This window comes from Pseudorhizobium tarimense (assembly GCF_022968135.1).
GTDB classification, from domain to species: domain Bacteria; phylum Pseudomonadota; class Alphaproteobacteria; order Rhizobiales; family Rhizobiaceae; genus Neorhizobium; species Neorhizobium tarimense.
Genome location: NZ_JALJRA010000032.1, coordinates 1 through 25,229 on the forward strand (window position 1 = coordinate 1; position 25,229 = coordinate 25,229).

The window sequence follows — 25,229 nt, forward strand, 5'->3', positions numbered from 1 at the left end:
AGGACAGTGAAGACCTGCGTCGGCACCGACTGGTGCCGCTTCGGCACCCAGGATTCGACCGGGCTTGGGATCCGGATTGAGAAATTCATGTGGGGCTCATGGACCCCGGCCAAGGTCAAGATGGCGGTATCCGGCTGTCCGCGCAACTGCGCAGAGGCCACCTGCAAAGACGTCGGCGTGATCTGCGTGGACTCCGGCTACGAGATCCACTTCGCCGGAGCGGCCGGCCTCGACATCAAGGGGACCGAGGTTCTCGGACTGGTTAAGACCGAGGACGAGGCGCTGGAGCACATCGTTGCGCTCACCCAGATGTATCGCGAACAGGGCCGCTATCTCGAGCGCATCTACAAATGGGCGAAGCGCATCGGGCTGGACGAGGTCCGCCGGCAGATCATGGACGATGCGCAAAAGCGCCGCAGCTATTTCGATCGCTTCGTCTTCTCCCAGAAATTCGCCCAGGTCGATCCGTGGTCGGAGCGGGTGTCCGGCAAGGACAAGCACGAATTCCAGCCCTTGGCAGTGGTTCAGAAGGAGGCAGCAGAATGAATGCGCATTCCATCCAAATGGATGTCGTCTGGGTTCTGGTGGGAACGATCGACGACATCCCGCGCCAGGGCTCCCGCCGGGTTCAGAAGGGCCAAACACGCATCGCGGTCTTTCGGACCGCAGATGACCGCATCTTCGCCATCGAAGACAGATGCCCGCACAAGAACGGGCCGCTCAGTGAAGGGATCGTGCACGACGCCTGCGTCACCTGCCCGCTCCACAACTGGGTGATTTCGCTTGAAACAGGGGAAGCCCAAGGTGCCGACTATGGAAGGTCTGCAACCTTCCCCGTACGGGTCGAAGGTCGCAGCATCTACCTCGACTTAATGCCAACCACTGCGGCTTGTTGAGCCGTTCCTGCCCACCGCGAAAGGGAAATGCCATGTCCTACGTAGCACCACAGGAATTCGCCACTAAAATGATCGATGCCGGCGAATCCAAGATATTCATGTCCACCAAGGATACTTTGATCCGCGCCTATATGGCGGGAGCAATCCTCGCACTGGCGGCGGCGTTCGCGGTGACGGTCACCGTCAACACGGGCAACCCGCTGATCGGCGCACTGCTGTTTCCGGTTGGTTTCTGCATGCTCTACCTGATGGGGTTTGATCTTCTCACCGGCGTCTTTACGCTGGCGCCGCTCGCGCTCATTGCCCGACGGCCAGGGGTCACGGTCGGCGGCATCCTGCGCAATTGGGGCCTCGTCTTCATCGGCAACTTTGCCGGGGCGATGACGACGGCCGTGTTCATGGCGATCATCTTTACCACCGGCTTTACCCATGCGCCGGATGCGGTGGGGCAGAAGATCGGCACCATCGGTGAGGCGCGCACTCTTGGCTATGCCGCAGCGGGTGCATCAGGAATGCTGACGCTCTTCATCAGAGCCGTGATGTGCAACTGGATGGTTTCCACCGGCGTCATCGCGGCCATGATGTCGACATCGGTGTCCGGCAAGGTCATCGCCATGTGGATGCCGATCCTCGTCTTCTTCTACCTCGGCTTTGAACACTCCATCGTCAACATGTTCCTGTTCCCCTCCGGCATCATGCTGGGTGGGCAGTTCACATGGATGGATTACTTCCTGTGGAACGAGATCCCGACCGTTGTCGGCAATCTCGTTGGTGGTCTGACCTTTGTTGGCGCAATGATCTACGCTACGCACTACAGGACCTCGCCAAGCCGCAAGCCTTCCGAGCAGCCTGCAGCTCGGCTTGTCGCCGCCGAATAAGGCGCCCGCTACACTCCCAGGCCCGGTCAAGCCAACCGGGCCTCGGGCTAGGGAGATGCCATGCTGCAGATACTCGAGGCCGGCCTTCGGGTGAGCCTCGGACAATACTCCTCCGCTGGCCGCAAGGCAGAGAACCAGGATTTCTACGGAGCCGTCGTTCCACAAGGCACGACCTTGGCAATGAAGGGGATTGCCTGTGCCATCGCCGATGGCATCTCCTCCAGCCCGGTCGGACACGTCGCTGCAGAGACGGCCGTGAAAAGCTTCCTTACGGACTACTACTGCACTTCCGACGCCTGGACGGTGAAGACGGCGGCCAGTCGCGTGATTGGTGCCACCAACTCCTGGCTATATACCCAAAGCCGACATGTCGAAGAACGCGACCTTGCCCATGTTACGACCTTTTCCGCCCTCGTTTTCAAGGGGTCAACCACACATCTGTTTCACATCGGGGACAGTCGGATCTCCAGGATTGTCGGAGCGGACATCGAGCCGCTGACGGCCGACCACCGCCTTCGATCCGCAAGAACGGATAGCCATCTTGTTCGGGCGCTGAGGCTAATGCCCTCGGTCGAGATCGACTATCGGCAGTTAGGCACGCAATCCGGAGAGGTTTTCGTACTGACCACCGACGGCGTCCACGATCACGTCCCGCCTCGGGACATGATCCGTCTCATCAAGGCGGCGGCGTCCCTTGATGCTGCGGCGGAAGCCATTGCTCTCCAAGCTCTGGAGGCAGGCAGCACAGACAATCTGACGGTCCAGATTGTTCGAGTGGACGGGGTTGGGGAACATCCAGGCGATCTCGCTGCCGACGGCTCGGAGCCCTTGCCCCCGGCGCCGCTGCCGCAGGTACCGGGACAGTTCGAGGGTTTCCACATCCGTCGGCAGATCCACGCCAGCAGCCGCAGCCACGTCTTCCTGGCGAGCGCTGACGGCAGCGACAGGCCTGTGGCGCTGAAGTTTCCGTCGGTCGATATGCGCGATGATCAGGCCTACCTGCGCCGCTTTGCGATGGAAGAGTGGGTGATGCGGCGCGTGTCTAGCGCCCATGTGCTGAGCGCGCGGCCCACCCCTGCGCCCCGCCGCTCGCTCTACCTCGTCACCGAGTACGTCGATGGCCAGTCGCTCTCGCAGTGGATGCGCGACCGGCAGCGTCTGGAGTTGGCTACATGTCGAGACGTCGTTGGACAGATCGCGGCCGGTCTGCAGGCCCTTCACCGTAAGGAGATCCTCCATCAGGACCTGCGGCCGGACAATATCCTGATCGACGGTAGCGGGACGGTGAAGCTCATCGACTTCGGCTCCGCACGGGTCGCCGGCGTGGTGGAGGCGGTACTGGAAACCATGGCGCCAGACATTCTGGGCACCTTCCAGTACACGGCACCCGAATATTTCCTCGGCGAACGCGGCAGCGAGCGCTCTGACCTCTTCTCGCTTGGCGTTATCACCTATCAGCTCCTCACCGGACGTCTGCCATATGGCGCAGCCGTCGCGCGTACGAACAGCCCCCGTCAGCAGGCAAGGCTGAGGTTTCGGAGCATGGGTGATCTTCGCCCTGACGTGCCGGGTTGGGTGGAGGCTGCAATCAGAAGGGCTGTCCATCCTGATCCGGCGCATCGGTATGACGCGATTTCCGAATTCGTTCACGACCTCTCGCATCCTCGATCCGAATACGACGGGCGAAGGCAAATGCCGCTCGCAGAGCGCAACCCGCTCCTCTTCTGGCAGGCTCTGTCGCTCTTTCTCAGCATCGTCATTCTGTTGCTGCTTTGGCAGATGAGCAAGCTCTAATGCTTATTTTATAGGCGCACGTTTGCCAACTATTAAATCTTGTGCATTGGGTAGAGATTTGCCACTATCCTTTCCGGAAGGGGTGCGCAGATCTGCCGCCCGTCCACCGGATTGTCTGCAACGGCGCAGACGGTCCCAAGCCACGTAACAGGCATCAGCATCGACGCTGTGAGCTCACCCCGCCTTCGGGCGTAGGGTGAAGACACGGCGTTTTTTCGTTTGGCGGATCAACTGAGGAGAATTGAGACGTGTTGAGCAAGCAGGAAGTCACCGACCTGATCTATGAGCGCAAACGCTCGGGCGGCCTCAGCTGGGCCAAGATCGCCGAAGACATCGGTATGAGCGAAGTCTTCGTCACCTCCGCATGCCTTGGGATGAACTCCTTGCCCCGGGAGAAGGCAGAGGCACTTGCGCTCAATCTTGGGCTGCCGCAGGAGGCGGCGGTCGTGCTTTCGGAATTCCCCACCAAGATGTTTCCTCAGGCCGTGCCGACGGACCCTTGCATCTACCGCTTCTACGAGATCATCGGCGTCTACGGTCAGACACTCAAGGAACTGATCCAGGAAAAGGGTGGCGACGGCATCATGAGCGCCATCGATTTCGACATGAGCGTCGAGAAGATCCCGTACCCGAAGGGCGATCGCATCGAGATCAAGATGAGTGGCAAGTTCCTCTCCTATAACGCCTGGTGAGAGAAGCGCCGGCGAAGGTCGATCGAAGGGAGCACAACAATGACTGATCCTGACCTGCGCGAGCGACGCGTTGCCGACCGGAAAGCGGCGAGGATTGAGGCTCTCGCCAAGCTTCCGGTCTTCTGGGACCTGATGGGCAAGCGGGTGGTCATGGCGGGCGGTTCCGACGCCGCGGCCTGGAAGAGCGAGCTGCTGCATGCCTGCGGCGCCGAGGTTCACGTCTTTGCACCACAGGAGGCGGTCTCGGACACGTTCCGGCGCCTGCTTGAACAGGACGCGGAGCCTGAGCCCGGCGGGGGCTATGTTCATCACGACAGGTGCTGGGGCATCGACATCTTCGCCGGCGCCGCCATTGCAATCGCGGATTGCGACGAGGAAGCGGAGGCGCAAGCCTTCTTCTGTGCCGCTCGCGCCGCAGGCGTACCCGTCAACGTGATCGACAAGCCGGCCCTCTGCCAGTTCCAGTTCGGCTCGATCGTCAATCGATCGCCGGTGGTGGTGGCCGTCTCGACGGATGGCGCCGCACCGATCCTCGCCCAGGCAATTCGACGCTGTATCGAGACCTTGCTTCCGCCCTCGCTCAAGGCATGGAGTAGACTGGCACAGTCAATTCGTGAAAGCATCAATTCGCAGCTGTCGGGTTTGGCGCGACGCAAGTTCTGGGAGGACTTTGTTGATGAAGCGCTTGCCCAAAACGATGATCCGGACGTAGCAGCTGCCGAGCGGCTGGTCGCATTGGCGGCAACAGCGGGAGCCAGACCGGCCACTGGCCGCGTAACCCTGGTCGGTGCCGGCCCAGGCGATGCAGAATACCTGACGCTGAAGGCCGTCAGGGCTCTTCAGGCCGCCGACGTCATCCTCTTCGATGATCTGGTCTCGGATGAGGTTCTGGAACTTGCGCGCCGCGAGGCAAAACGACTCCTCGTGGGCAAGCGTGGCGGGCGCGAAAGCTGCCGCCAAGACGAAATCAACCAGATGATGATCGACCTTGCCAAGGCGGGAAAGAATGTCGTGCGGCTGAAGTCTGGCGATCCGGCGATTTTCGGTCGTGCCGGCGAGGAACTGGCGGTTCTCGCTAGGCATGGTATCGCATCGCAGGTGGTACCCGGAATCACCGCTGCCAGCGCCATGGCGTCGCGACTCGGGGTTTCCCTGACGCACCGGGATCACGCCCAGGCCGTGCGGTTTGTCACCGGTCATGCCCGCGATGGTCGCCTTCCGGACACGCTTGACTGGAAGGCGCTCGCGGATGCTGCAACGACCACCGTCTTCTACATGGGTGGACGGACGGCAGGAGAAATCCGGGAGCGACTGCTATACCGGGGCATGGATCCTGCTACCCCGGCCGTCATAGTGAGCTCGGTTTCCCGAGCCGGGGAACGCCGATGGCGCGGCAGCGTGGAAGAACTTCATATCGGCATCGCTGAGATCGGCTTTGAGGATCCGGTGCTAGTTGGCATCGGTCAGGTGTTCAGAGCTGTAGCGGTCGCAGGCGAGCATCCAGGTACACCATTTGACCTACGAGCGGCAGCCGATACGACGAAGCGTTTAGCGTCGAACTTGTCGTAGCTTGGCACAAAAGCCTCCGCCATATAAGCGAACTCACATTTACCATCTTGCGTCACGCTAACTGAAACGTGCGTCTAGCATCGCTAGAGGGGATGCCAGAGCTCCGGATCAATATCCAGGGCGCTAGGCCATTCCTTAACTTCAATCTCCGCGGTGTGAATTGGAGCGCAGCGGCCTTTAGGGACGAAGGGCATACACATGCCCCCTCTTCCAAAATGGAATACGTGCTGGAATTCTTTTCATTTTGCTGGGCCGCTTACCGAGGCGACTATGACGAATGGAATGCGGAGAGTTGTCATGAACCAGAGCAAGGCCCTGTGGGGTGGTCGTTTCCGGGCGCAGCCTGACCCCTCGCTGACCCGATATTCACGCTCGGATGCGAGCCACCTTCGCCTTGTCTCTTTCGACGTGGCGGGGTCGCGCGCCCATGCTCGCGAGCTGGTGCGGGCCGGTATTCTCACTGATGAGGAGTGCTTCGATATCCTCACGACACTCGACGCGATTGCCGCGGAGTCGGCAAGCGGGGAGCTCGAACCAGCCGCCAGCGACGAAGACATCCATACCTTCATTGAACGTCACCTGATCGAACGCCTTGGGGACGTGGGAGGCAAACTTCGTGCGGGCCGCTCGCGCAATGACCAGGCCGCGAACGACCTCAAGCTATATCTGCGGGAGGAGGCGAAGGCTGTTTCGCAGGAGCTTCTTGCGCTGATCGACGCCCTGATCGATCAGGCATCGTCGCACCTGAACAGCCCGGCTCCGGGTTTCACTCATCTTCAGGCGGCGCAGCCTATTGTCTTCGGACATCAGTTGATGGCGCATGCCCAGGCGTTCTCCCGTGATATCGATCGACTAAGGGATTGGCATCGCCGTAGCGCTCGCTCTCCGCTTGGAGCTGCCGCGCTGGCCGGAAGTGCGATTGCGCGTCACCCGCAAGAAACGGCGCGGGAGCTCGGATACGAGGGCTCTTTTGAAAACTCGATCGACGCGGTGGGAAGCCGTGACCACGTTGCCGAATTCCTGTTCGTCACGGCGATGATCGGTGTCGACCTCTCCCGTCTGTCCGAAGAGATCATCCTGTGGTGTTCGCAATCCTTTGCATGGGCGAAGCTGGATGACGCCTTCTCGACTGGCTCGTCGATCATGCCGCAAAAGAAGAACCCCGACATTGCGGAGCTGACTAGGGGGCGCAGCGCCAGGCTGATCGGCTGCCTTTCCAGCATCATGGCCACCCTCAAAGGCCTCCCCTTCGCCTACAATCGTGACCTAATCGAAGACAAGAAGGCGGCATTCGAAGCCGTGGACACCCTGCACATGGCGCTCCCTGCAATGAGTGGTCTCGTCAGGACGCTACGCTTCGACGCAGATCGGATGCGGTCCGCGGCGACCCAGGGATTTACGCTCGCGACAGAAATGGCGGACTGGCTTGCGCTACGCGGCGTCCCCTTCTCCCATGCCCATGAAATCACCGGGAGAGCTGTCCGCTATTGCGAGGATCACGGCATTATGCTGGAAGATCTCACGCCCGACATGCTGGCCAAAATCGATCCGGCGCTGGAGCCATCGATCATTGAGCATATATCACTGGACGCCGCCCTTGCCGCGCGCTCGGCGCTAGGCGGCACGAGCCCGGCGGCCGTCGAACGACAGATCGGTCGCCTCAGCCTGACGCTGGCACCACTTCGCGCCTGGGCAGAGGAGGATACTCTATGACGCCTGCCGCAGGCGCCGCCACTCCGACGATGCCGGATCCGACCACCTACACCATAAGGTCGCGCCGTCACTACGGGCGCTGGCTGGCGACGGCCCTCATTGTTCTTGCGCTCGCCGGCATCGTCCGTGCCTTCGCGCTTGGGCAGATCGAATGGCCCATTGTCGCGCAGTTCCTGACCGCACCAGCCATCCTTTTCGGGCTCGTTAACACGGTCATCATGGCGATCGCCGCCATGGCACTTGGGATCAGCCTCGGCGTCCTATTCGCAGTCATGGTCATGTCACCGAACCCGGTGCTTCACTATTCCGCCAAAGGATACATCTGGTTCTTCCGTGGCACGCCTCTGATCCTGCAGCTTCTGCTCTGGTTTAACCTGGCGCTGGTGTTTCCGACCCTCGGCATTCCCGGCCTGTTCGACTTCCGCACCGTCGACGTCATCACGCCCTTCATGGCAACCCTCCTGGGCCTCGGCATCAATCAAGGCGCCTATACCGCCGAAGTCGTTCGTGCAGGAATCCTATCGGTGGACCAGGGCCAGACGGAAGCGGCCCAGTCGATCGGCATGACGCGGCCCACGATCATGCGGCGCATCGTCTTGCCGCAGGCCATGCGTGTCATCATCCCGCCGGTAGGCAATGAATTCATCAGCATGGTCAAGTTGACCTCGCTGGCGTCGGTGATCCAGTTCTCCGAGATCCTGCGCAACGCGCAGACCATCTACTTCGCCAATGGCCGCGTCATCGAACTCCTGATCGTTGCGGCGATTTGGTACATCGCCGTGGTCTCGCTCATGTCGTTCGGACAACACTTCCTGGAGCGCAGGTTCTCGCGAGGCCAGGCCAACAGAGGGCGCGGCCAATGATCACGGATCCCATGGAGCCTGCGCAAACGTTGCTGTCCGCACGCAAGGTCACGAAGACATTCGGCAGCCTCAAGGCACTTGATGCCATCGATCTGGATGTTACACGCGGCGAGGTTCTCTGCATCATCGGCCCATCTGGGTCGGGAAAGTCGACCCTCCTTCGTTGCCTCAATCAGATCGAGCACTTTGATCGTGGGGCGATCTGGATCGACGGGGAGCTGGTTGGCTATCGTCAGGATGGAGACACGCTCTACGAACTGGACGACCGCGCCGTTGCGCGCCAGCGTCTCGCCTGCGGGATGGTCTTCCAGCGTTTCAACCTGTTCAACCACATGACCGCGTTACAGAATGTCATGGAAGGGCCTGTCACGGTCCTGAAGCGGCCCCGGCAAGAGGTGCGCAAAGAGGCCTTGGCACTACTGTCCAGGGTGGGGCTGTCAGACAAGCACAATGCCTATCCTGCTCAGCTTTCCGGCGGGCAGCAGCAGCGCGTGGCGATCGCCCGCGCGCTTGCCATGAAGCCGAAGCTGATGCTGTTCGACGAGCCGACCTCTGCGCTTGATCCCGAACTTGTGGGCGAGGTGCTGACAGTCATGCGCGACCTTGCCGCCAGTGGCATGACCATGATCGTCGTGACCCATGAGCTCACCTTTGCGAGAGAGGTCGCCGACCGCGTCATCTTCATGGATCGCGGGTGGATCGTCGAAACCGGCACCCCTCAACAGGTTCTGGGAGAACCGTCGGAACAACGGACAAGAGACTTCATAGCCGCCGTGCTGTCCTAGTCACGGCAGATAAAAGAGAGGAACTGCAATGTCATTGAGAACACTTCTTATTGCCGGTGCGTCGCTTGCGGCCCTGGCCTCCTCCGCAGGCGCTCAGGAATTGCCTCAGCGCATTCGTGACGCAGGCACTATCGTTGCCGCAACGAACCCCAACTACGCGCCGATCGTCTACAAGGATCCCGCGACGAACACGCTTCAGGGGCTCGACATCGCCCTTGGCGAAGCCATCGCCGAAGAACTCGGAGTCAAGATCGAGTGGCAGGAGACTGAATTCGTCCAGATGCTGCCCTCTCTGCAGACTGGCCGCGTCGACATGGCAATGGCCGGCATGTCCGACCTTCCGTCCCGCCGGGAAACCGTTGACTTCGTCGACTACATGGTCTCCGGCGCGCAGTTCTATACGTTGAAGGCGCTGTCGGAAGGCGTCGCCAGTCCTGCAGACCTCTGCGGCAAACGCGTCGGTGCCTCACGCAACACCAACTGGCCGAAGCAAATCGGCGAGTGGAGCAAGGAGAACTGCGAAGCAAAGGGTCTTGCGGCAATCGAAGTCATCGGCACCGAAGGATCTGTCGATGCGCGCACCCAGCTGAAGAGTCAGCGACTCGACGCTGCAGTGCAGGGAAGCGAAACCCTCCCCTACTTCCAGAAGCTCGAGCCGGACACCTATGTGTTGCTCGGAAAACCTTTCACACGCTCTCTCGCCGGCATCCCTTTCCTGAAGACGGAAGAAGGAAATCAGATTCGCGACGCCGTACAAGGCGCGCTCGAGAGACTGAAGGAGAGCGGCCGCTATTCTGAGATCTTCACCGAGTACGGCTTGGCCGGTAATGAGATTGAGGCAATCGCTCTCAACAAGGGCGAGTAAGTCTGATCGGGCCACACCAGCCGCGGCGCCAAGCTCCGGCTGGTTTGGCCCCTCGATCTCTTTCAGTCCCGGTCAATTTCTTCCATCAACCAGTCATGGAACAGGTTGAGGGCGCGACGGGGGGGCCGATCTGCCGGCCGAGTAAACCAGTAGCAGTTGGGACTTTGGAAGCCGAGGCCTCGTGGATTGACGAGCTCACCGGCCGCCAGTTCTTGAACGATCAGTTCCCGAGGGATGAGCGCCAGCCCCTGACCTGCGATCGCTGCACGGATTACGAGCGTATAGAAGCCGAAGCGAACGTAGTGACGAGGCTCGGGAGCATCTTCCGGTAACTCCAGCGAATCGCGGAGGTTCTTCCAGCAATTCGGCGTTTGCGGATGTTCAAGAAGCGTGAAGCGACCAATGTCGGCGAGAGTATCTAGTCCACCCGCTCTGTCGATGTATTCGGCTGCACCCACGAGCGCGACGTCGCGGCCGAAGAGATAGTCTGCCTGTTGACCGCGCCACGGCGGCGCGCCGTAGCGAAACGCGGCATCGGGCTCGGCCTGTCCGGGTGTCTCGAAGCTTGTAAACTGAACATCCACATGCGGATGACGTTCAGCAAATCGGGCGAATCTCGGCAGCAGCCATCGATCCCCGAGTATCGGCAAGGTGTGAAGACGCAAGACGTCCGGGTCGCTCGAAAGGCGAGCAACGCGAAGCGCCGCATCCTCGAGCGCCTTCAGCGCGATCTTGGCATGCTCGACGTAAACCTCTCCTGCTTCGCTCAATTGCAGTCCTGAGGGGTGTCGGACGAAGAGCTTTTGTCCGACCGCGCCTTCAAGCTTGGCCAGTTGCTTGCTCACGGCACTCTGTGACAGGTTTACAGCGTCGGCTGCTGCAACCGTCGACCCTCGTTCGGCCAGTGCGATAAGGACCCGTAGCCCCGCCGTCGACGGTATTCGTGAATTCACGCTTGCCTGCTTTCAGTTGCTCGATTTCTCATCTGCGACGCCCTTGTCAGTCAAGGCGATGACAAATGGAAGGAGCGATACTGCGATGATTTCGCGGCGCTGACATGTACCGCATCTACATCCCGGCGACCGAGGAGCAGTTGGAGTCTTACCTCAAGTCCAACGGGAAGCCACCGCACAAGACACGCCGACAGTTCGGCAATCCCGTCGCGCCCGCCGGCGGAGTTCGGCCGGGACCGTTTTTCGGACGGCTTGGATACTGAATCCGCGGTTGCCTTCACTTCTAGGCTGATGATCATAGCAGGCCAGCGATGCACAAGTGTCTGCGGCAGTGCTAGGCCTCCGGATTGGCGCCGCGAAGAGCTGACGATAACATCGCCTGTGCTAAGCAGGTCGCTCACAAGCCGCTTGCTAAGGTAGGACGCTGGACTGCTGGCCAAAACGAAGTGATCCTTTCATCAGCTCGGGCCAAAATAGTTATCATGATCTGTTTAAGCCCAAACTGGGTTATTCCTGCGAGCTGCAAAGGATAGAACTGGAGCGTCATGATGCGAAGCCCTGCTGCGCTCGAAGTCCAAGGTTTGTCTGCTCGATATGTGAGCAGAGAGGTTCTGCGCGGCGTAAATCTTTGCATCGAGCGCGGGGAAATCTTTGGGCTACTTGGTCCTAACGGCGCAGGAAAAACCAGCCTTTTTCGAGCGATCTGCGGGCGCTTGGCTCCGACCGCCGGAAGCATTGCCCTTGCGGCCGGACGCGAAGACAGGCGCGCACCACGACCGATCCGTCTCGCGCCTCAGGAAATTGCGCTTTACCCGGACTTGGCCATTCGCGAGAACCTTGAGGTCTTCGGCCGCTTGTCAGGCCTCACAAGGAAAGAAGCACGCCTTGCTATCGAAGAAGCTTGCGAGGCTACTCATTCACCGGACGGCTAAGCGAGCATGTCGATCATCTTTCTGGAGGCTGGAAGCGTCGCGTCAACATCGTTGCAGCGATCCTCCATCGTCCCGCTATGCTCATATTGGACGAGCCGACCGTCGGCGTGGATGTCGATGCGCGCGAAGCCTTGCATCGCCTTATCAAAAAAATGGGTATACGCGGCATGGCGTCTTACTGATTAGCCATGACCTCCACCAGATCGAGCTCCTTTGCAACAGAGTGGGATTCTTTTCACAGGGGCCGCCAAGGGTCCTGCTGGATGCCGCTTTCGCTGGGCAGGTTGAATTCATAGTAGACTTCTCAGAGATGCTTCCGGTTGGGCAAACGGCGATGTTGCAGGAGATGGGCGGCGACCAAGCCTCGACAGGCTCTTCCTGCGTCTACTGACTTTCGCGAACAATCCCGACAATCGAGCCCCTGATCGGCGGGCTGACGCCGGCGCAGTCGGCACGGCTGACAGAGACGATGGCGAAGTTCGCAACCGCAACCACAATCGCAAGCCAGACCTCACGCGAAGCGCCGGGCTTGGTGGAGACAGCTTTCGTCGGGCCACCGAAGGGTGCCAATGCGGCGGTGGATCATTACGCTGGGGCCGTGGCAAATCCTCTTCTTTTGTTCTCGGCCATGCAAAGTGCAGCCACACTTTCTGGCATTCTCGACCGCATCGCAATCGTGCCAAACGGACCAGAGATGGTCGTGTATGGCAAGTTCCTGTTTCTCGTGGCGCAAGGCGTGATCCAGGCAGGTCGATTTTCACCGCAGCGGCTCTCTTCTACGTCGACGTGATCAGCCAATTCGGGTTGTGGCTGCTGGACGCATGCGGCGGCAATGGCGGCTTCTGGACTGGCACTGGCTGTTGCAGCGACCTTACGACCAAGCAACAGGCCCAAACAATCTCCACATTCATGTGCTTGTCTGCTCGACCGGCGAGGCGAAGCGTTGCCTGAACTGCTGCCGGAAAATCGGTTTCCTACTCGCATTGGCAGCCATCAGCACCATGTATGCAATTACCATTTCGAAGCGAAGGCTGCGGCTTTAAGGGATTTCAGCATGGCCGTTTTCACACAGGACAATGCAAGTTCCCGCCACGAAACGGCAGTCAGCCTGGCTCTCGCCGCGCTGATCTTGCTCGCCTGGCTGTGCGTCCACCTCGCCAGCATCTTCTTCGTCGACTGGAGCATGGCAGGGCGGATCTTTCTGGCGCCCGTCGTCATTGCCGTGCAATGCTGGCTGAGCGTCGGTTTATTCATCGTTGCCCATGACACCATGCATGGGTCGCTTGCTCCGCAGTACCCACGGCTCAACAGGACAATCGGTCGGTTCTGCGTCTTCATCTATGCCGGCTTCTCATACGACAAGCTGTTTGAAAGCCACCACGCCCATCACCGCCACCCCGGTACGGCCGACGACCCTGATTTCGATGCCGATCACCCGTCCCGGTTCTGGCCCTGGTACTTGACCTTCTTTCGGCGTTATTTCGGCTGGCGCGAGTTCGGGATACTGACCGTCGCGGTGCTCGTTTATCTGCTCATCCTGCGCGAGCGCTTCCCCACGATGCTGGTCTTCTGGGCGCTTCCGGCGATCCTTTCGTCGATCCAGCTCTTTTACTTCGGAACCTTTCTGCCACATAGAGCCGAAGAGGAACCATTCACAGATCGCCACAGGGCACGCAGCAACGACTTTTCTCCTATCATGTCTTTGCTGACCTGCTTCCACTTCGGCTATCATCACGAACATCATGATAGGCCCGGGGTGCCGTGGTGGAGGCTGCCCGAGCAGCGGGAAGCCGCGCTCCGCGCCAAAGCAAGCTGAGGTTACGCATGGAAAGCCTGATCCCTTACCTCGTCCCGGCACTGCTGGTGATCGGCACCGTCGTTTTCATGGAGTGGTTTGCCGCCTGGTCGCACGAGCACATCATGCATGGCTGGGGATGGCGCTGGCACAAGTCGCATCACGAGCCTCATGACGAGACGCTGGAGAAGAACGATCTCTACGCCGTCATCTTCGCTGTTTTCGCCGTTGGCTTGTTCTGGATTGGCTCAAACTGGCTCTGGCCATTGTGGTGGATCGCCGTCGGGATCTCCGTCTATGGCGTGCTGTATTTCTTCATGCATGACGGACTGGTCCATCAGCGTTGGCCGTTCAAGTACATCCCGCGCAAGGGCTATCTGAAGCGGGTGTACCAGGCCCACCGCCTGCATCATGCCGTCGAAGGCCGTGAGGGGTGCGTTTCGTTCGGCTTCGTTTACGCCGAGCCGGTCGACAGGCTGGTGAAGAAACTTCAGAAGAACAAGCGTCGCATCGACCTGGAAGTGTTAAAGGAGGATAGCAACGTCCGGCTGCAGAATGATCAGGGGCGCTGCCACAACCCGGTTCGCTGAACCGCAGGCTTGACCAACCGTGTTCGTGCAACATCGCCAAGAGCCAGAGCGAGCAGTGCTGATTTTTCTGCCTTGGAGGTCGAAACTCTCTGATCCCAGGCTGCCGGCCCTCCCGCCCTTAGCTTTGCGCCGATCGCACGATAAACCCGGCGCGCGGTGGCAATGGCCCAGGCAGACCTGGCCTGCAGGGACGCAAGACCGGCATAGGCCGACGCATAATAGGTTTCGGCGAGGTCGAGCAGTTCCAGTGCGGCGGCATGAAGCGCCGGTCGTTGGGCTAAGTCTTCGGGATCCACGACGGTGATACCGTGGCGTGCGAGGAGCTCGCCCGGAAGGTAGACACGCCCAGCTCGCGCATCATCCACCACGTCCCGCGCAATGTTCGTTAGCTGGAAGGCCAGCCCTAGGTCGGAAGCGCGGTCGAGGACCTCTTTATCCCGCACCCCCATGATCATGGCCATCATCACGCCCACCACGCCGGCAACGTGGTAACAGTAATCCAAGGTTTCGGAGATCGAGGTGTAGCGCCGGTCGCTCACGTCCATCTCAAACCCGGCCAGCAGCTCCTGTGGATGTCGCGCCGGAATCTGATGTCTCTCTACGACCCTGCGAAGGGCTTCGAATATCGGATCGTCCGTGTGCTCGCCTCGCAAGGCTGCCGCTGTTTGCTGCCGGAGAAGATGAAGGCGTTGCTGCTGTCCGACGCGGAAGTCCTCCTGCTGCGCGTGGCCGAGGGTCTGTCCGTCGATGACATCGTCGCAGTGGCGACACCAAGCGTAAAGCATGACAGCGTCGTGGCGGGTCTGCTGGTCGAACAAACGTGCGGCCGCCGCGAAACTCTGCGACCCTTCAACGATGGCGGTTTCGCTGTTGGCGATCACGGCGTCGTTCATGCCTGAGCATCCCCCATCATCAAGCCTGCCGTAGCCTTTGCAGATCCGACCACGCCGGGAACGCCCGCGCCAGGATGGGTGCCAGCACCCACGATGTAGAGATTGGAAATCCGGTCGTCGCGGTTATGGGGCCTGAACCAGGCACTCTGGGTCAGGATCGGCTCGACTGAAAAGGCAGAGCCCAGATGGGCATTAAGCTCGTCACGAAAGTCAAAGGGCGTGAAATGCCGTACCGTCACCAGGTCGTCCAGAAGGCCGGAGATGTAATGGTCGTTTAGGTATTTAAGGATCCGGTCTCGATATTTCGGGCCTTCCACATTCCAGTCGATGTCGGCCGTGCCGAGATGTGGCACGGGCGACAATACATAATAGGCGCTGGAGCCAGGAGGCGCCAGGCTGTCATCGGTGACGGACGGGGCGTGCAGGTAGAGGGAAAAGTCTTCTGCTAAGCCGTTGGCGCCAAATATTTCGGTGATCAGTTCGCGATAGCGCGCACCAAACAGAACCATGTGGTGCTTAAGTTCAGGATGGCTGGTCTTAAGCCCGAAATAGACCACGAAGAGCGACATGGAGAAGCTCTTCTTCTCCAGCGCACGGCCGTTGGATTGGCCGCGGCGAGTGTCACGCAGCATATGCTTGTAGGTGTGAACGACATCGGCATTGGAGGCGATCTGGTCGAACGCGTGCCGGCTGCCGTCTTTCAGGACGAGGCCCGTGACACGGTCATCCCCTGCTTCGATCTGGTCAATCTCGGCATTCAGATGCACCTTGCCCCCCAGATCCTCAAACAGGCTGACCATACCGGCGATAAGAGCGCCGGTACCGCCCTTGGCAAACCAGATCCCGCCCTTTCGCTCCAAGGCGTGGATCAACCCGTAGATGGAGGAGGTCCGGAAGGGATTGCCGCCGACAAGTAGCGAATGGAAGCTGAAGGCTTGGCGCAGCTGATCGTCCTTGATGAACTGGCTGACCTTCGCATAAACGCTGCGGTAGCTTTCCAGCCGCATCAGTTGCGGCGCCACCTTGATCATCGACCAGAAGTTTAAGAACGGAACTGTGCCCAGTTTCTCGTAGCCCTCCCGGTAAAGATCTTCCGAATAGCTGAGGAACCGACGGTAGCCCTCGACATCGTCCGGAGACTTTTCGGCGATCTGCCGGTCGATCTCCGCCTGATCATTGGCGTAGTCGAAGCGATATCCGTGCTCCCAGCACAGTTGGTAGAACGGTGTCACCGGCAGCAGCGTGACATAATCTGCCAGGCGGCGACCCGACAGCGCCCAAAGCTGCTCCAGACAGTCGGGATCCGTTATAACGGTGGGACCCGCGTCGAAGGTGAAGCCATCGTCGGTATACACATAGGCACGTCCCCCGGCCTTGTCGCGCTTTTCGAAAACGGTGGTCTGGATGCCGGCGCTCTGGAGGCGTATCGCCAATGCCAGTCCACCGAAGCCGGCACCTATGACTGCCGCGGTTCTGGGATGCTTGGTCATGAGATTCCGTTTCTCAACAGTGGCGCCTCGCGCAGGCAAGCAAGTGCGCGATGGATGGGTACGGGAGGCTTCCCGATCAGAATGCGAAAGATATCGGCTGCGCTGGTGCGCCCTGCGTAGAAGCGCTCGATCAGTGGCGTCGGCAGCTTGTAGAATCGCTCGAGCACAAGATGACGGCGATCTGGCTCTGCTGCCAGGAACAGCATTCGGTTAAGCAGCCGGTAGAACCTTTGTTTCCGATGTTGTTCAGCGGCATATCGGCGAATGGCTTTGGCCAGCTCGCCGCTGTTGCTTGTCCAGCGATCGGCGATGAGATTGGCAAGACGGACGGCATCCGGCAGGCTGTAACCTGTCGTCGGATGGAAGAGCCCGGCGCGCACGCCAGCCTGCGGGATATCGGGAGGCAGCTCTGACCAGAAGCGCTCGAACTCATGTGCCAATGCTATCGGCAGCACACCGCGTTCCGTGCGGACGATCCGTTCGACTGACCAATGTCGGGCGGACGCGTAAGCGAGAATCTCCTGCTCGAATACTACATCGTCCAACTCCGCATTATCTGAATATCGGGTATCCTCGATCAGTATCCGTGTCTGCGAAAACGGCAGCAGATATACAAAGCGGTAGCCATCATGCTGATCGACCGTCGCGTCCATGATCATGGGGCAGGTCAGCCCGTGAGGCTGCCCAAGTTCCACCTCAAGCCCCACAAACTTCTGGTAGCCTAGCACCATGGCTGAGCTCGGCCGAAAGCCGCGGCAATCGATCACGCAGGCGGTTTGCAGCAACGTTCCATCAGCCAGCGTGACGCGATCTGGGGAGAGCGAGGCGACGGGGCTATTGGCGCGAATTTCGACGGTGACAAGTTGTTCTATCGCCGTTGCGACGGAGGCCGAGGTGAGCGAACCGTAACCAGAGGCAAGATTGCGCTCAAGGCTACGGAAGCGAACGGACTGGCTGTTCCACTCATGCGCGATCAGCGGTTTAAGCCAGGCTAGGTCGGCCGCCTCCACATCCGCATGGTGAAACGACCACGTATGTTCGCCGAAGGGCTGTGTTGTCGCTTCCAGTATCAGGATCTTGCCCGGCACAGGGAGGCGGCACAGTCTCTGCGCGATGATTGCACTGGAAAGACCGGCTCCAACCAGCACCAGAGGAGGTTCTGCGTCAGGCAAAAGCTCGCCTCCTCTTGCCAGTCTCGAAGATGTTGACTGAAACCCGCTGCTCCCGGGCCAAAGAAAGCACGGGCGAACAGGCTACAGCAGCTGTCGGTGCGACTGAATAGGTCATCCCTCGAACGGAACGGCCTCCAGTCTTGCGACGCGCAGATCCGCCAAACTTGATGAACCGGTGCAGAAGCAGGCTACGCGTAGTTGTGCCGACATGATCTCAAAATGCTCCGCGACTTCTTCTGGAGAAGACGTTGCGGACTTTAGGACGGAGGCGGCCTGTCCAACCAGATCGGCGCCGAGCCGGATGGCTTTCGCCGCATCAACACCTGTCCGAATACCACCGGAGCCGATGATGAAGGTGTCAGGACAAGCGTTTCGCAGCGCTGCAATCGCGGCGGCCGTCGGCTGACCCCAGTCGGCGAATGCGGAGGCGACGGCGGCCTCGACCGGTGTCCTGGCGCGCAGCGCTTCCACTGCTGCCCAGCTGGTTCCCCCTGCTCCGGCGACATCGATGATCTTGACGCCAGCGGCAGCAAGCGCCTCGGCTGTGGCGGGTGATATGCCGCTCCCCACCTCCTTGACGACCACCGGAACGTGAAGCGTGTCGCAAAGAGCGCCGATCTTCGCCGTCAAACCGCTCCAGTTGCGATCTCCTTCCGGCTGAACCGCTTCCTGCAGAGGGTTGAGGTGAATGATCAATGCGTCTGCATCAATCATTTCGACCGCGCTGCGCGCCTGGTCAAGGCCGTATCCCGTGTTCAATTGGGCAGCACCGATATTGGCAAGGATGGGCACAGAAGGAGCAATACGCCGGAGCTCCAGGTTCATTCCCCAATCACTATTCGTGTCGATCGCGACCCGCTGAGACCCCACAGCAAATGGTATGCCTAAGCCCTCGCAAGCGATAGCGATATTGTGATTGATGTCCTGCGCTCTTTCGGCTCCGCCCGTCATGGAACTTACGAGGAACGGCGCTGTGATCCGCTTGCCTAGAAATTCCGTAGATAGATCGATTGTAGCCATATCGATCTCTGGGAGCGCCACATGCTCGAACCGTATCGCTTCAAATCCCGTCCCGATGCGCCCGGAAACGGAACTACCACCCAGAACAATATCAAGATGCTGTTTTTTTCGTTCGGCGAGCATTTGGTTCTTTCATACGGCTGGCCGTGCCACAGATATGACTTTGAGCACCGGCAAGCCGGCAATGGAACTACGATATAGGTTAGGCTTGCTGGATGTCCTGCACACTGTCGCAACTTTCTGTCATTCGCGGTGATACGTTGAAGCCTGCACCGCAGATCAACTGGATGCAGGACAAGACCTCGCACGATGCCTTCCGGCGGATCCAGACCCTGCTGAGACAGGTTGAAGACCGGCTAGAGGCGCTGCTGGAGGATGGCGGAGAGACACCGCCGAAATTGCTTTCTGCAATGAAGCATGCCCTGCTTGGCGGCGGCAAAAGGTTTCGGCCTCTTCTTTTCATACTGACCGTGCCCAAAGGGGTTTATGAAGAGGCTGCCCTTGAGATCGGGTGCGCCTTGGAGATGGTCCACACCGCCTCTTTGATCCTCGATGACCTGCCCTGCATGGATGATGCGGACCTGCGCCGCGACAAGCCGACGACCCATAAGATATTTGGACAGGCAACTGCCATTCTTGCGGCAATCTCTTTGCTGACGCGCGGCATGAACATCCTTGCTTCGCTGGACGGCGTGCCGGGCGACACACGTGGAAAACTTGTAGCGGTACTAAGCCGAGCCGTGGGCCATACGGGCTTGGCAGCCGGCCAAGAGGTTGATTTGACCCAGGCGGCAGAAATGTCGATGGGCGTGGAGCAGAAGAACTGGCTGAAGACGGGCATCTTCTTTTCAGCGATGGCAGAGATGGCGTCCATCCTCAGCGACCGCTGCGAAGAGGAAGCTGCAGGTCTTTCCGAACTTGCTTTTCACATCGGTTCGGCGTTTCAGGCCCTCGACGACCTTCTGGATGCAACGGCTGGACCCGGATCTATTGGCAAGGACATCGGCAAAGATGTCGGCAAGAGCACGATGATCACCGATAGAGGAGAGGTCGCCACGCGCCTCACCTACCTGTGTCACCTTCAATCGGCGAATGCGGCACTTGCGCGATGCGGTGTCGAGGAGGAACCGATCGCCCTCATGCTGCAATCCATCCACGAGATGGCGTTCGGGAAGGGCGTGCCACTCTGAAGGTGCCTGCGACCGACAAAGATGAGGTGAGCGCATTCACTCGGTGACGGCACATTGCCGCTACCCCCCATTTGGCGCCTGTCCGACTGCTGCTTCGATGATATTGACGGCCTTCTGAAGACCTCCTGCCGCGGCGATGGACCGGCCAACCTCCCTTGCCCGATCGACATAGCCCTGATCCGCAAGAAGCGTCCTGATTGCCTTTTTCATCTTCGCTGCAGTCACGTAATTTGGCGAAAGGCGCAGACCGACATCGTGATGCACAACCCGAGCCGAAACCCCCGGCTGGTCGAAGGCAATTGGCAGCACCAGCAGCGGCGTGGCGAACTCGAGTGCATCCATCACCGTGTTGAGCCCCCCATGCGTGATGCACAAATCTGCACGCTCAAGGACCGCCCTTTGCGGTGCGAACCCCATCACCCAGGTGGCGCTCAAGGCGGATTCCTGCTGCTTGCTTAAGCCGCCGCAATGGGCGACGAGCAACTGCACATCCAGTTGCCGGCAGGCAAGCGCTGCCGCCCGAAACAGCCGGTAGCGATGCCCCTGAAGCGTCCCGAGCGACATGAAGATGAAAGGCTTGTCTGTATCCACGGCGAAGGGAAGGTCTTCGGCCCTGTTATCGCTTCGCAAGGGCCCGACCGGATAGAGGCGGTGACTGCTGTTGAGCCGGGGGAAATCGAACGCTGACGTCGTTTGCGCTATTGTCGCCGTTTCGGATATGCAAGCTTGAAGATCTTCAATGGGAATGTGCAAGCCCATTTTCCGTGCCCATCGGCGGAGCAGCCGCCGTTGCTCCGTCAAAAGAAGCCTTGCGACACGTTCGCCTCCCCTGTTGCGCCGCAGGCCCTTTCCGCTTGGATCGTAGGGCCACGAAAGAAACGGAAGCGGTATGCCCTCATCCTGCTCCACCGGCAAGGCGCAAGCGATAGACAGCATCGGAAGATCGAGATGCCGCGCAATGAGCCCTGCCGCCGGCTCCATTTGGTCACCCAAGATCGCATCTGCGCCTAGCTCTTTCAGATGCTTAGGTGCATGCCTGCAAAATGCATCTGTCAGCACAGTGCCATCATGTACCGTACGAAGAATACCGAACGGGCCGCTCGGATTAGATGCGCGCGCAATGATCTTGTCGAGTAGAGGCTTGTTCGTTCCTTCGACCGCTTGGACATGAAAATCCACGTCGAGATCCTGCTCCGTTCCCTCATTCACGAGCAGGCTTACCCGATGCCCCCGATGCGCGAGCTCTCGACCGAGTGTCGCGAACACAGCGAGGTGGCTCTTGAACGGCGGGCAGATCAACGCAAAGTGCAATGGAATATCCAGCCTCTGGAAATACTCGATGTGGCCAACAAAGCCTCTTCTTAAAGGCTGATACAGGTTAGGATCTCTCTAGGCTATTTCCGTTCGCAATCCAGCTATTCGCAAGATACCCGCGACCACGCCATCACCGATCATCAAGTACGTTGCAACTTCCAAGAAGAGTATGGCGGCAACTGCCAAGCCAGTGGAGAGGCGCGAGGCCAGCAGGAAACCGAGCAACACGAAGAGTGTATCGGAAAGAGAATTGACGATGCTGTCGCCCGAATAGTGCAGGCCGCTCCCGTCGTTACCGAAGAGTTGGATGACCAAAGGCAGGTTTTCGACGATTTCCCACAAGGCGCTGCTGGCAATCGCATAGGTTGCGAGGCGGACCAAGGGCCAATGCGGCCTGATTGCATTCAACCACACGAACAGCCCCGCCCCAAACGCAAGGTGTAGAAGCGAGTAGTGATCCATGAGTTGTTGCGAATTTTGACGCGGATCCAGAGCGCCCTGCCACAGACGAACAAATCCGCAGGTGCAAAACCAGGAGCGACCGAGGAGCAGCAGAACAACAATTTGACCGGCAACGATCAGAAACGGAAGATAGAGATAGCGATCGCTATGACGTTGCGTCTGTGAACCGTAGCCCCACTTTTCAGGCACTTCCCCTCCTTTGGTTTCGAAAGATACACCGCGTTGGCCCTCAGCAAGCGGTGGAGATAGGCTACAATGCCCTGAAGCCAACCCTGTGAAACTACCGGGACCGCCGCCGGCAATCCAGGCAGACTCGACGGAAGAGGGAATGGGTCTCTGTCCCATGGGCTACGACTGCGCTTTGCAGCGCCGTCACAATCGTCTTGCCCTCCTCAAGCGACAGGCCAATGCCGCCGCCAAACAGACGTTGCAAACTCTTGTCGATACGAACGGCCTTCAGGGTCACCGAACTCGTTCTCCCCCTCGATCGTGATCGTCCATTCCACCGCCATCGCTGCCTCTCCGAAAAAAGCGATGCTGATGGACTGCACTGACCTAACAACCCGTACCCCCGGAGAGATTACCGGCCTCGAGCGGCGTCAGCCGCCCCTCAGTACACCAGTGACGCGCCGGTTCCCAATCCGGAAGGAACGGAGCCGCCCCAAGAGTCGAACACGAAACGCGCGGCTCCCTGGAACTTCATGCTCCAGGCGATCACATAGCCATTCTTAGAGCTGACGGAAAGTTCGCTGTTGCCAAAAAACTGCAAGTTTACCTTTGGGAGATACAGCGTCCCCTTCACGAAGTAGTCTTTCCCCCCTGTCAGCTTGAAGGTCGTCACGCTGGCGCTCCTCGCTGAAAACATCGCAATGCCGGCATACGGACCTGTCTCTGGCGCGGACAGCTGAACATACCCGGTGCCAGAGGAGTCCCACGTGCTTTTGCCATCCAGGAAGATCATAGCATTTGTGCTCGTGAGCTGTGCATCAGCGGTTGTAGTGACGTCAGCATCCTTGAAATATATGACACCGTCGGAAAACAGTATGTGCGACGCAAACGAGATGCTCCCACAAAGCACGGATCCGCCCTTGATCGTGATAGGGGTAGAAAACGTTTGATTAGTGTAGGTGCATGAAGAGGGAGCTGAGGGTTCCGGCACTCCAAGGAGTGGGTCCGCAACCGGCCGCTGGTCACGGTTCGGGAGCGGCGAGAAGTTCCCGCCGGCCTTGTACCCTCCTACCACGCCGATCGCTGCCGCTGCGATGGAACCAGATCCGTTCTGGTGAAGTGCATTCTCATCCGATGAGTTGACCCAGATGTTGCAGTTAGGCACGTCCACGCGCGCGCCTCCGCCAGAGGTAAACGTTTGCCCGCTTGGTGCTAACGCGATAACGCAAGCGTTCGGGCCATAACCTACAGCAATCGATGCTGCGGCAACGTCGACCGTGTCAACGTCGAACACCTTGCCAAAGAACGTCGGAGCCTTCCGGCGCGCAACAACGCTGACGGCGTTGATTTCGCTTTCGGATGGAACAAACGTGGCGTCGGCAGGATCATATTTGCCAAAGACAACGTCGCTGCTCAATGTAACTGTACCGTAGTCAGCGGGTACGTTCTTGTTGGCTAGATTGATAGCCATCGTCTTCGCGCGAGCGATTTCCTGCAACGCCCCGGCTGCACCAAGCGCCGCCCCGTCGGTTGCAATTTGCAACTGATTCTTGTTCGTATACAAATACGATGCATCCATGGCGAGCGCGCCCATTCCGATCATCACCGGCATCAAAAGCGCGGCGGAAATAGCAACGTTTCCGTCTCGGTTAAAGGCAAAGCTTCTCAAAGTGGTTTTTCCTGTTGCATCGTAGCAAAGCCGGTAACGTGCCGGTCGCTCAGGAGCGAACCGAAGAACCCCGTGAGCGTACCCGCAGCCGCAGGGAAAGTGATAGAAACCGTGATTTCGTTCGTCGAGGGCGAGCCTGGATTTGTTTCCTTGATGGCAAGCGCACTATCACCCGCGACCCAGTGTGCAAGATCGCCTTCAATGGCCTTCTCAGCAGAGTCAATGTCCAACCTGTTGACAGCGATCTGCCGAGCAACATGGCGTGCAGCATTCTGTGCAGAGTTTTGCGCGTAGAACAGAGCGCCGAAATCTACTACGCCCATCAAAATCAATAGGAACACTGGTGTGACTAATGCAAACTCGATGCCTGAGGCTCCTTCGCGGTCAACCCGGAAGCTGCGGGTCTTCTTGCTCACGCGACCATCCTTACTTCGGGCGAAAAGGGTCATCGAGAGAACACTCCTGTGCCTAGTTCATCACCCACTTATGTTCTCGCCTGTTAAGGCCTGGTTACGATAATAGAAGGCATGTGATGTACCCACGGCTTTTAGGAGCAGTCAATTCAGCGGGAGAATGGCCGAAAGGCAGACGCCATATAAGATAGCTTTCTGTGTCGGTGAACTTCAAAGCGATGTCCGCGCGACAGATCGGCATGATCCAACACCAAATCGATGAGGGGTTGCGGGCATCGGCGGGAACGCGGTTCCCGTGACGGGGTTGATCGCGATCTCCGGTCTTTCGACGCAGTGGGTCGAAAACGGCACTACCATCTACAGAAGATTGCCATGGTAGCCTGGGTTTTATGTAGGTCGTTTCGCCGATAGGTGTGACTGCTCCACGATCCGGATGATATCAGCTTCGACAACCTCACTTTCGTAAGAGTCATTCGCCGAGTGGCGCATTGCGAGAAGCAGTCGACCAACGGGCTCAGTCGACGCTTTAGGCTGCCGCGAGCTGAGCTGGACAAAAGCAACCCCCTGCGTCGGCGCGTCGCGCTGCACGCGTTAAGAAATATTAATAATTCTTAGGCATGTCGGAGAAATGGAAGAGAGTAAAGCAACCAAGCCTCCTCGACTGCATCGGCATCGCGTCTTGAAAGGCGCGACGATCATAACAGGCGTCTCGAACTCGGAAATAAGTTGCACAATCCGCAATATGAACCCCGAGGGGGCGGAGCTGAAAGTAGCCGGTTCTGCCTTACTACCGGAGCGGTTCTTGCTCTACGTGCCCGTTGACGGTCTAGCCTACATCTGTGAGCTTCGATGGCGGTCCGGGGAGCGAGCGGGCTTGAAATTTCACGGAACGGCTCCGAAGCCTCGATGGCATTACGGCTGAGACGGTTGCTTCTGTCGAGCTTCGACCCGAGCAGACACTGCTCGTCATCAGCATGCGGTTGCCGGATCCGATAAGTGCTCCCTGGCGAACCACGAAGCTGATCGGCCGGTGATGTTGACCTGCCACTGAACTTTCATCCAGCGGCAGTTAGAGTCTCGACCGTTTCTGTTACGCCGTTTGGCGCGGGTTGA

General features: G+C 59.2%; 24 protein-coding genes and 1 pseudogene. 16 read left to right on the forward strand and 9 right to left on the reverse strand.

Features of this window, described 5'->3' with window-relative positions:
• The 10 genes and pseudogenes from MUU54_RS23510 to MUU54_RS23555 all read left to right on the forward strand — a co-directional run.
• Window positions 1-546 (forward strand): annotated as a pseudogene (locus tag MUU54_RS23510) (nitrite reductase large subunit); the annotation flags it as partial.
• The gene (nirD, locus tag MUU54_RS23515; protein WP_247246374.1) at window positions 543-896 is read left to right on the forward strand and encodes a nitrite reductase small subunit NirD; all 354 of its coding nucleotides are present in this window, start codon (window positions 543-545) and stop codon (window positions 894-896) included. The pseudogene MUU54_RS23510 and the gene nirD, both read left to right, overlap by 4 nt.
• Before the next feature lie 32 nt (window positions 897-928).
• A complete protein-coding gene (locus MUU54_RS23520) occupies window positions 929-1,774 on the forward strand; it encodes a formate/nitrite transporter family protein (RefSeq protein WP_247246375.1) in 846 nt (281 codons plus the stop codon).
• A 60-nt stretch (window positions 1,775-1,834) separates the two neighbouring features.
• Window positions 1,835-3,568, forward strand: a complete 1,734-nt coding sequence (locus MUU54_RS23525) for a bifunctional protein-serine/threonine kinase/phosphatase (protein WP_247246376.1) — start codon at window positions 1,835-1,837, stop codon at window positions 3,566-3,568.
• Between the two features lie 248 nt (window positions 3,569-3,816).
• Complete coding sequence (gene cynS, locus MUU54_RS23530; protein WP_247246377.1) at window positions 3,817-4,260, forward strand: cyanase; 444 nt, start codon at window positions 3,817-3,819, stop codon at window positions 4,258-4,260.
• A gap of 39 nt (window positions 4,261-4,299) precedes the next feature.
• Entirely contained in the window at window positions 4,300-5,829 is a 1,530-nt protein-coding gene (cysG, locus tag MUU54_RS23535) for a siroheme synthase CysG (protein ID WP_247246378.1), read from the forward strand.
• Between the two features lie 297 nt (window positions 5,830-6,126).
• Complete coding sequence (argH, locus tag MUU54_RS23540) at window positions 6,127-7,542, forward strand: argininosuccinate lyase (protein ID WP_247246379.1); 1,416 nt, start codon at window positions 6,127-6,129, stop codon at window positions 7,540-7,542.
• The gene (locus MUU54_RS23545; RefSeq protein WP_376742265.1) at window positions 7,539-8,405 is read left to right on the forward strand and encodes an amino acid ABC transporter permease; all 867 of its coding nucleotides are present in this window, start codon (window positions 7,539-7,541) and stop codon (window positions 8,403-8,405) included. The genes argH and MUU54_RS23545 overlap by 4 nt, the downstream gene beginning before the upstream one ends.
• Window positions 8,402-9,190: an amino acid ABC transporter ATP-binding protein gene (locus MUU54_RS23550; protein WP_281433450.1), complete on the forward strand. Its 789-nt coding sequence runs from the start codon at window positions 8,402-8,404 to the stop codon at window positions 9,188-9,190. Before MUU54_RS23545 ends, MUU54_RS23550 begins: the two co-directional genes overlap by 4 nt.
• 28 nt (window positions 9,191-9,218) lie before the next feature.
• On the forward strand, window positions 9,219-10,055 hold the full coding sequence (locus MUU54_RS23555) for an ABC transporter substrate-binding protein (protein ID WP_247246380.1): 837 nt from the start codon (window positions 9,219-9,221) through the stop codon (window positions 10,053-10,055).
• A gap of 62 nt (window positions 10,056-10,117) precedes the next feature.
• Here MUU54_RS23555 and MUU54_RS23560 read toward each other — a convergent pair whose 3' ends face one another.
• Window positions 10,118-11,008 (reverse strand): LysR substrate-binding domain-containing protein, encoded by an 891-nt coding sequence (locus MUU54_RS23560; RefSeq protein WP_247246381.1) that lies wholly within the window; start codon window positions 11,006-11,008, stop codon window positions 10,118-10,120.
• A gap of 548 nt (window positions 11,009-11,556) precedes the next feature.
• Here MUU54_RS23560 and MUU54_RS25145 point away from each other — a divergent pair.
• The 5 genes from MUU54_RS25145 to MUU54_RS23575 all read left to right on the forward strand — a co-directional run bounded on the left by MUU54_RS25145 (window position 11,557) and on the right by MUU54_RS23575 (window position 14,325).
• Window positions 11,557-11,940 (forward strand): ATP-binding cassette domain-containing protein, encoded by a 384-nt coding sequence (locus MUU54_RS25145; protein WP_354532487.1) that lies wholly within the window; start codon window positions 11,557-11,559, stop codon window positions 11,938-11,940.
• Complete coding sequence (locus MUU54_RS25150) at window positions 11,910-12,122, forward strand: ATP-binding cassette domain-containing protein (protein WP_354532488.1); 213 nt, start codon at window positions 11,910-11,912, stop codon at window positions 12,120-12,122. The genes MUU54_RS25145 and MUU54_RS25150 overlap by 31 nt, the downstream gene beginning before the upstream one ends.
• Window positions 12,123-12,409: 287 nt before the next feature.
• Entirely contained in the window at window positions 12,410-12,730 is a 321-nt protein-coding gene (locus MUU54_RS23565; protein ID WP_247246382.1) for a hypothetical protein, read from the forward strand.
• A 42-nt stretch (window positions 12,731-12,772) separates the two neighbouring features.
• Window positions 12,773-13,756 (forward strand): fatty acid desaturase, encoded by a 984-nt coding sequence (locus MUU54_RS23570; RefSeq protein WP_247246383.1) that lies wholly within the window; start codon window positions 12,773-12,775, stop codon window positions 13,754-13,756.
• An 8-nt stretch (window positions 13,757-13,764) separates the two neighbouring features.
• The gene (locus MUU54_RS23575) at window positions 13,765-14,325 is read left to right on the forward strand and encodes a sterol desaturase family protein (protein ID WP_247246384.1); all 561 of its coding nucleotides are present in this window, start codon (window positions 13,765-13,767) and stop codon (window positions 14,323-14,325) included.
• On the opposite strand, the gene MUU54_RS23580 is transcribed toward MUU54_RS23575, so the two are convergent.
• From MUU54_RS23580 to fni, 4 genes are all read right to left on the reverse strand, one after another.
• Window positions 14,295-15,218, reverse strand: a complete 924-nt coding sequence (locus tag MUU54_RS23580; RefSeq protein WP_247246385.1) for a phytoene/squalene synthase family protein — start codon at window positions 15,216-15,218, stop codon at window positions 14,295-14,297. The two genes, MUU54_RS23575 and MUU54_RS23580, sit on opposite strands and share 31 nt — an antisense overlap.
• A complete protein-coding gene (locus MUU54_RS23585) occupies window positions 15,215-16,708 on the reverse strand; it encodes a phytoene desaturase (RefSeq protein WP_247246386.1) in 1,494 nt (497 codons plus the stop codon). Before MUU54_RS23585 ends, MUU54_RS23580 begins: the two co-directional genes overlap by 4 nt.
• On the reverse strand, window positions 16,705-17,856 hold the full coding sequence (gene crtY / locus MUU54_RS23590; RefSeq protein ID WP_247246395.1) for a lycopene beta-cyclase CrtY: 1,152 nt from the start codon (window positions 17,854-17,856) through the stop codon (window positions 16,705-16,707). The genes MUU54_RS23585 and crtY overlap by 4 nt, the downstream gene beginning before the upstream one ends.
• A 135-nt stretch (window positions 17,857-17,991) precedes the next feature.
• Window positions 17,992-19,023 (reverse strand): type 2 isopentenyl-diphosphate Delta-isomerase, encoded by a 1,032-nt coding sequence (gene fni, locus MUU54_RS23595; RefSeq protein ID WP_247246387.1) that lies wholly within the window; start codon window positions 19,021-19,023, stop codon window positions 17,992-17,994.
• A 92-nt stretch (window positions 19,024-19,115) separates the two neighbouring features.
• Between fni and MUU54_RS23600 the strand changes: the two genes are divergently transcribed.
• Window positions 19,116-20,090 carry a polyprenyl synthetase family protein gene (locus MUU54_RS23600; protein ID WP_247246388.1) on the forward strand — a complete coding sequence of 325 codons (975 nt, stop codon included), beginning with the start codon at window positions 19,116-19,118 and terminating at the stop codon, window positions 20,088-20,090.
• A 60-nt stretch (window positions 20,091-20,150) separates the two neighbouring features.
• Here the strand turns inward: MUU54_RS23600 and MUU54_RS25155 are convergent, their stop codons facing one another.
• The 4 genes from MUU54_RS25155 to MUU54_RS23620 form a co-directional block, all read right to left on the reverse strand.
• Entirely contained in the window at window positions 20,151-20,720 is a 570-nt protein-coding gene (locus MUU54_RS25155; protein ID WP_354532490.1) for a glycosyltransferase, read from the reverse strand.
• Window positions 20,721-21,479: 759 nt separating this feature from the next.
• Window positions 21,480-22,055: a DUF2585 family protein gene (locus MUU54_RS23610; protein ID WP_247246389.1), complete on the reverse strand. Its 576-nt coding sequence runs from the start codon at window positions 22,053-22,055 to the stop codon at window positions 21,480-21,482.
• A gap of 421 nt (window positions 22,056-22,476) precedes the next feature.
• Complete coding sequence (locus MUU54_RS23615; protein WP_247246390.1) at window positions 22,477-23,703, reverse strand: TadG family pilus assembly protein; 1,227 nt, start codon at window positions 23,701-23,703, stop codon at window positions 22,477-22,479.
• Window positions 23,700-24,119, reverse strand: a complete 420-nt coding sequence (locus MUU54_RS23620; protein ID WP_247246391.1) for a TadE/TadG family type IV pilus assembly protein — start codon at window positions 24,117-24,119, stop codon at window positions 23,700-23,702. Before MUU54_RS23620 ends, MUU54_RS23615 begins: the two co-directional genes overlap by 4 nt.
• Between the last annotated feature and the right edge of the window lie 1,110 nt (window positions 24,120-25,229).

Coding starts and splice junctions, on each gene's coding strand:
- nirD (WP_247246374.1), top strand. CDS start 543: ATGAATGCGCATTCCATCCAAATGGATGTCGTCTGGGTTCTGGTGGGA.
- MUU54_RS23520 (WP_247246375.1), top strand. CDS start 929: ATGTCCTACGTAGCACCACAGGAATTCGCCACTAAAATGATCGATGCC.
- MUU54_RS23525 (WP_247246376.1), top strand. CDS start 1,835: ATGCTGCAGATACTCGAGGCCGGCCTTCGGGTGAGCCTCGGACAATAC.
- cysG (WP_247246378.1), top strand. CDS start 4,300: ATGACTGATCCTGACCTGCGCGAGCGACGCGTTGCCGACCGGAAAGCG.
- argH (WP_247246379.1), top strand. CDS start 6,127: ATGAACCAGAGCAAGGCCCTGTGGGGTGGTCGTTTCCGGGCGCAGCCT.
- MUU54_RS23545 (WP_376742265.1), top strand. CDS start 7,539: ATGACGCCTGCCGCAGGCGCCGCCACTCCGACGATGCCGGATCCGACC.
- MUU54_RS23550 (WP_281433450.1), top strand. CDS start 8,402: ATGATCACGGATCCCATGGAGCCTGCGCAAACGTTGCTGTCCGCACGC.
- MUU54_RS23555 (WP_247246380.1), top strand. CDS start 9,219: ATGTCATTGAGAACACTTCTTATTGCCGGTGCGTCGCTTGCGGCCCTG.
- MUU54_RS25145 (WP_354532487.1), top strand. CDS start 11,557: ATGCGAAGCCCTGCTGCGCTCGAAGTCCAAGGTTTGTCTGCTCGATAT.
- MUU54_RS23565 (WP_247246382.1), top strand. CDS start 12,410: ATGGCGAAGTTCGCAACCGCAACCACAATCGCAAGCCAGACCTCACGC.
- MUU54_RS23570 (WP_247246383.1), top strand. CDS start 12,773: ATGGCGGCTTCTGGACTGGCACTGGCTGTTGCAGCGACCTTACGACCA.
- MUU54_RS23575 (WP_247246384.1), top strand. CDS start 13,765: ATGGAAAGCCTGATCCCTTACCTCGTCCCGGCACTGCTGGTGATCGGC.
- MUU54_RS23580 (WP_247246385.1), bottom strand. CDS start 15,218: ATGAACGACGCCGTGATCGCCAACAGCGAAACCGCCATCGTTGAAGGG.
- MUU54_RS23585 (WP_247246386.1), bottom strand. CDS start 16,708: ATGACCAAGCATCCCAGAACCGCGGCAGTCATAGGTGCCGGCTTCGGT.
- fni (WP_247246387.1), bottom strand. CDS start 19,023: ATGCTCGCCGAACGAAAAAAACAGCATCTTGATATTGTTCTGGGTGGT.
- MUU54_RS23600 (WP_247246388.1), top strand. CDS start 19,116: ATGTCCTGCACACTGTCGCAACTTTCTGTCATTCGCGGTGATACGTTG.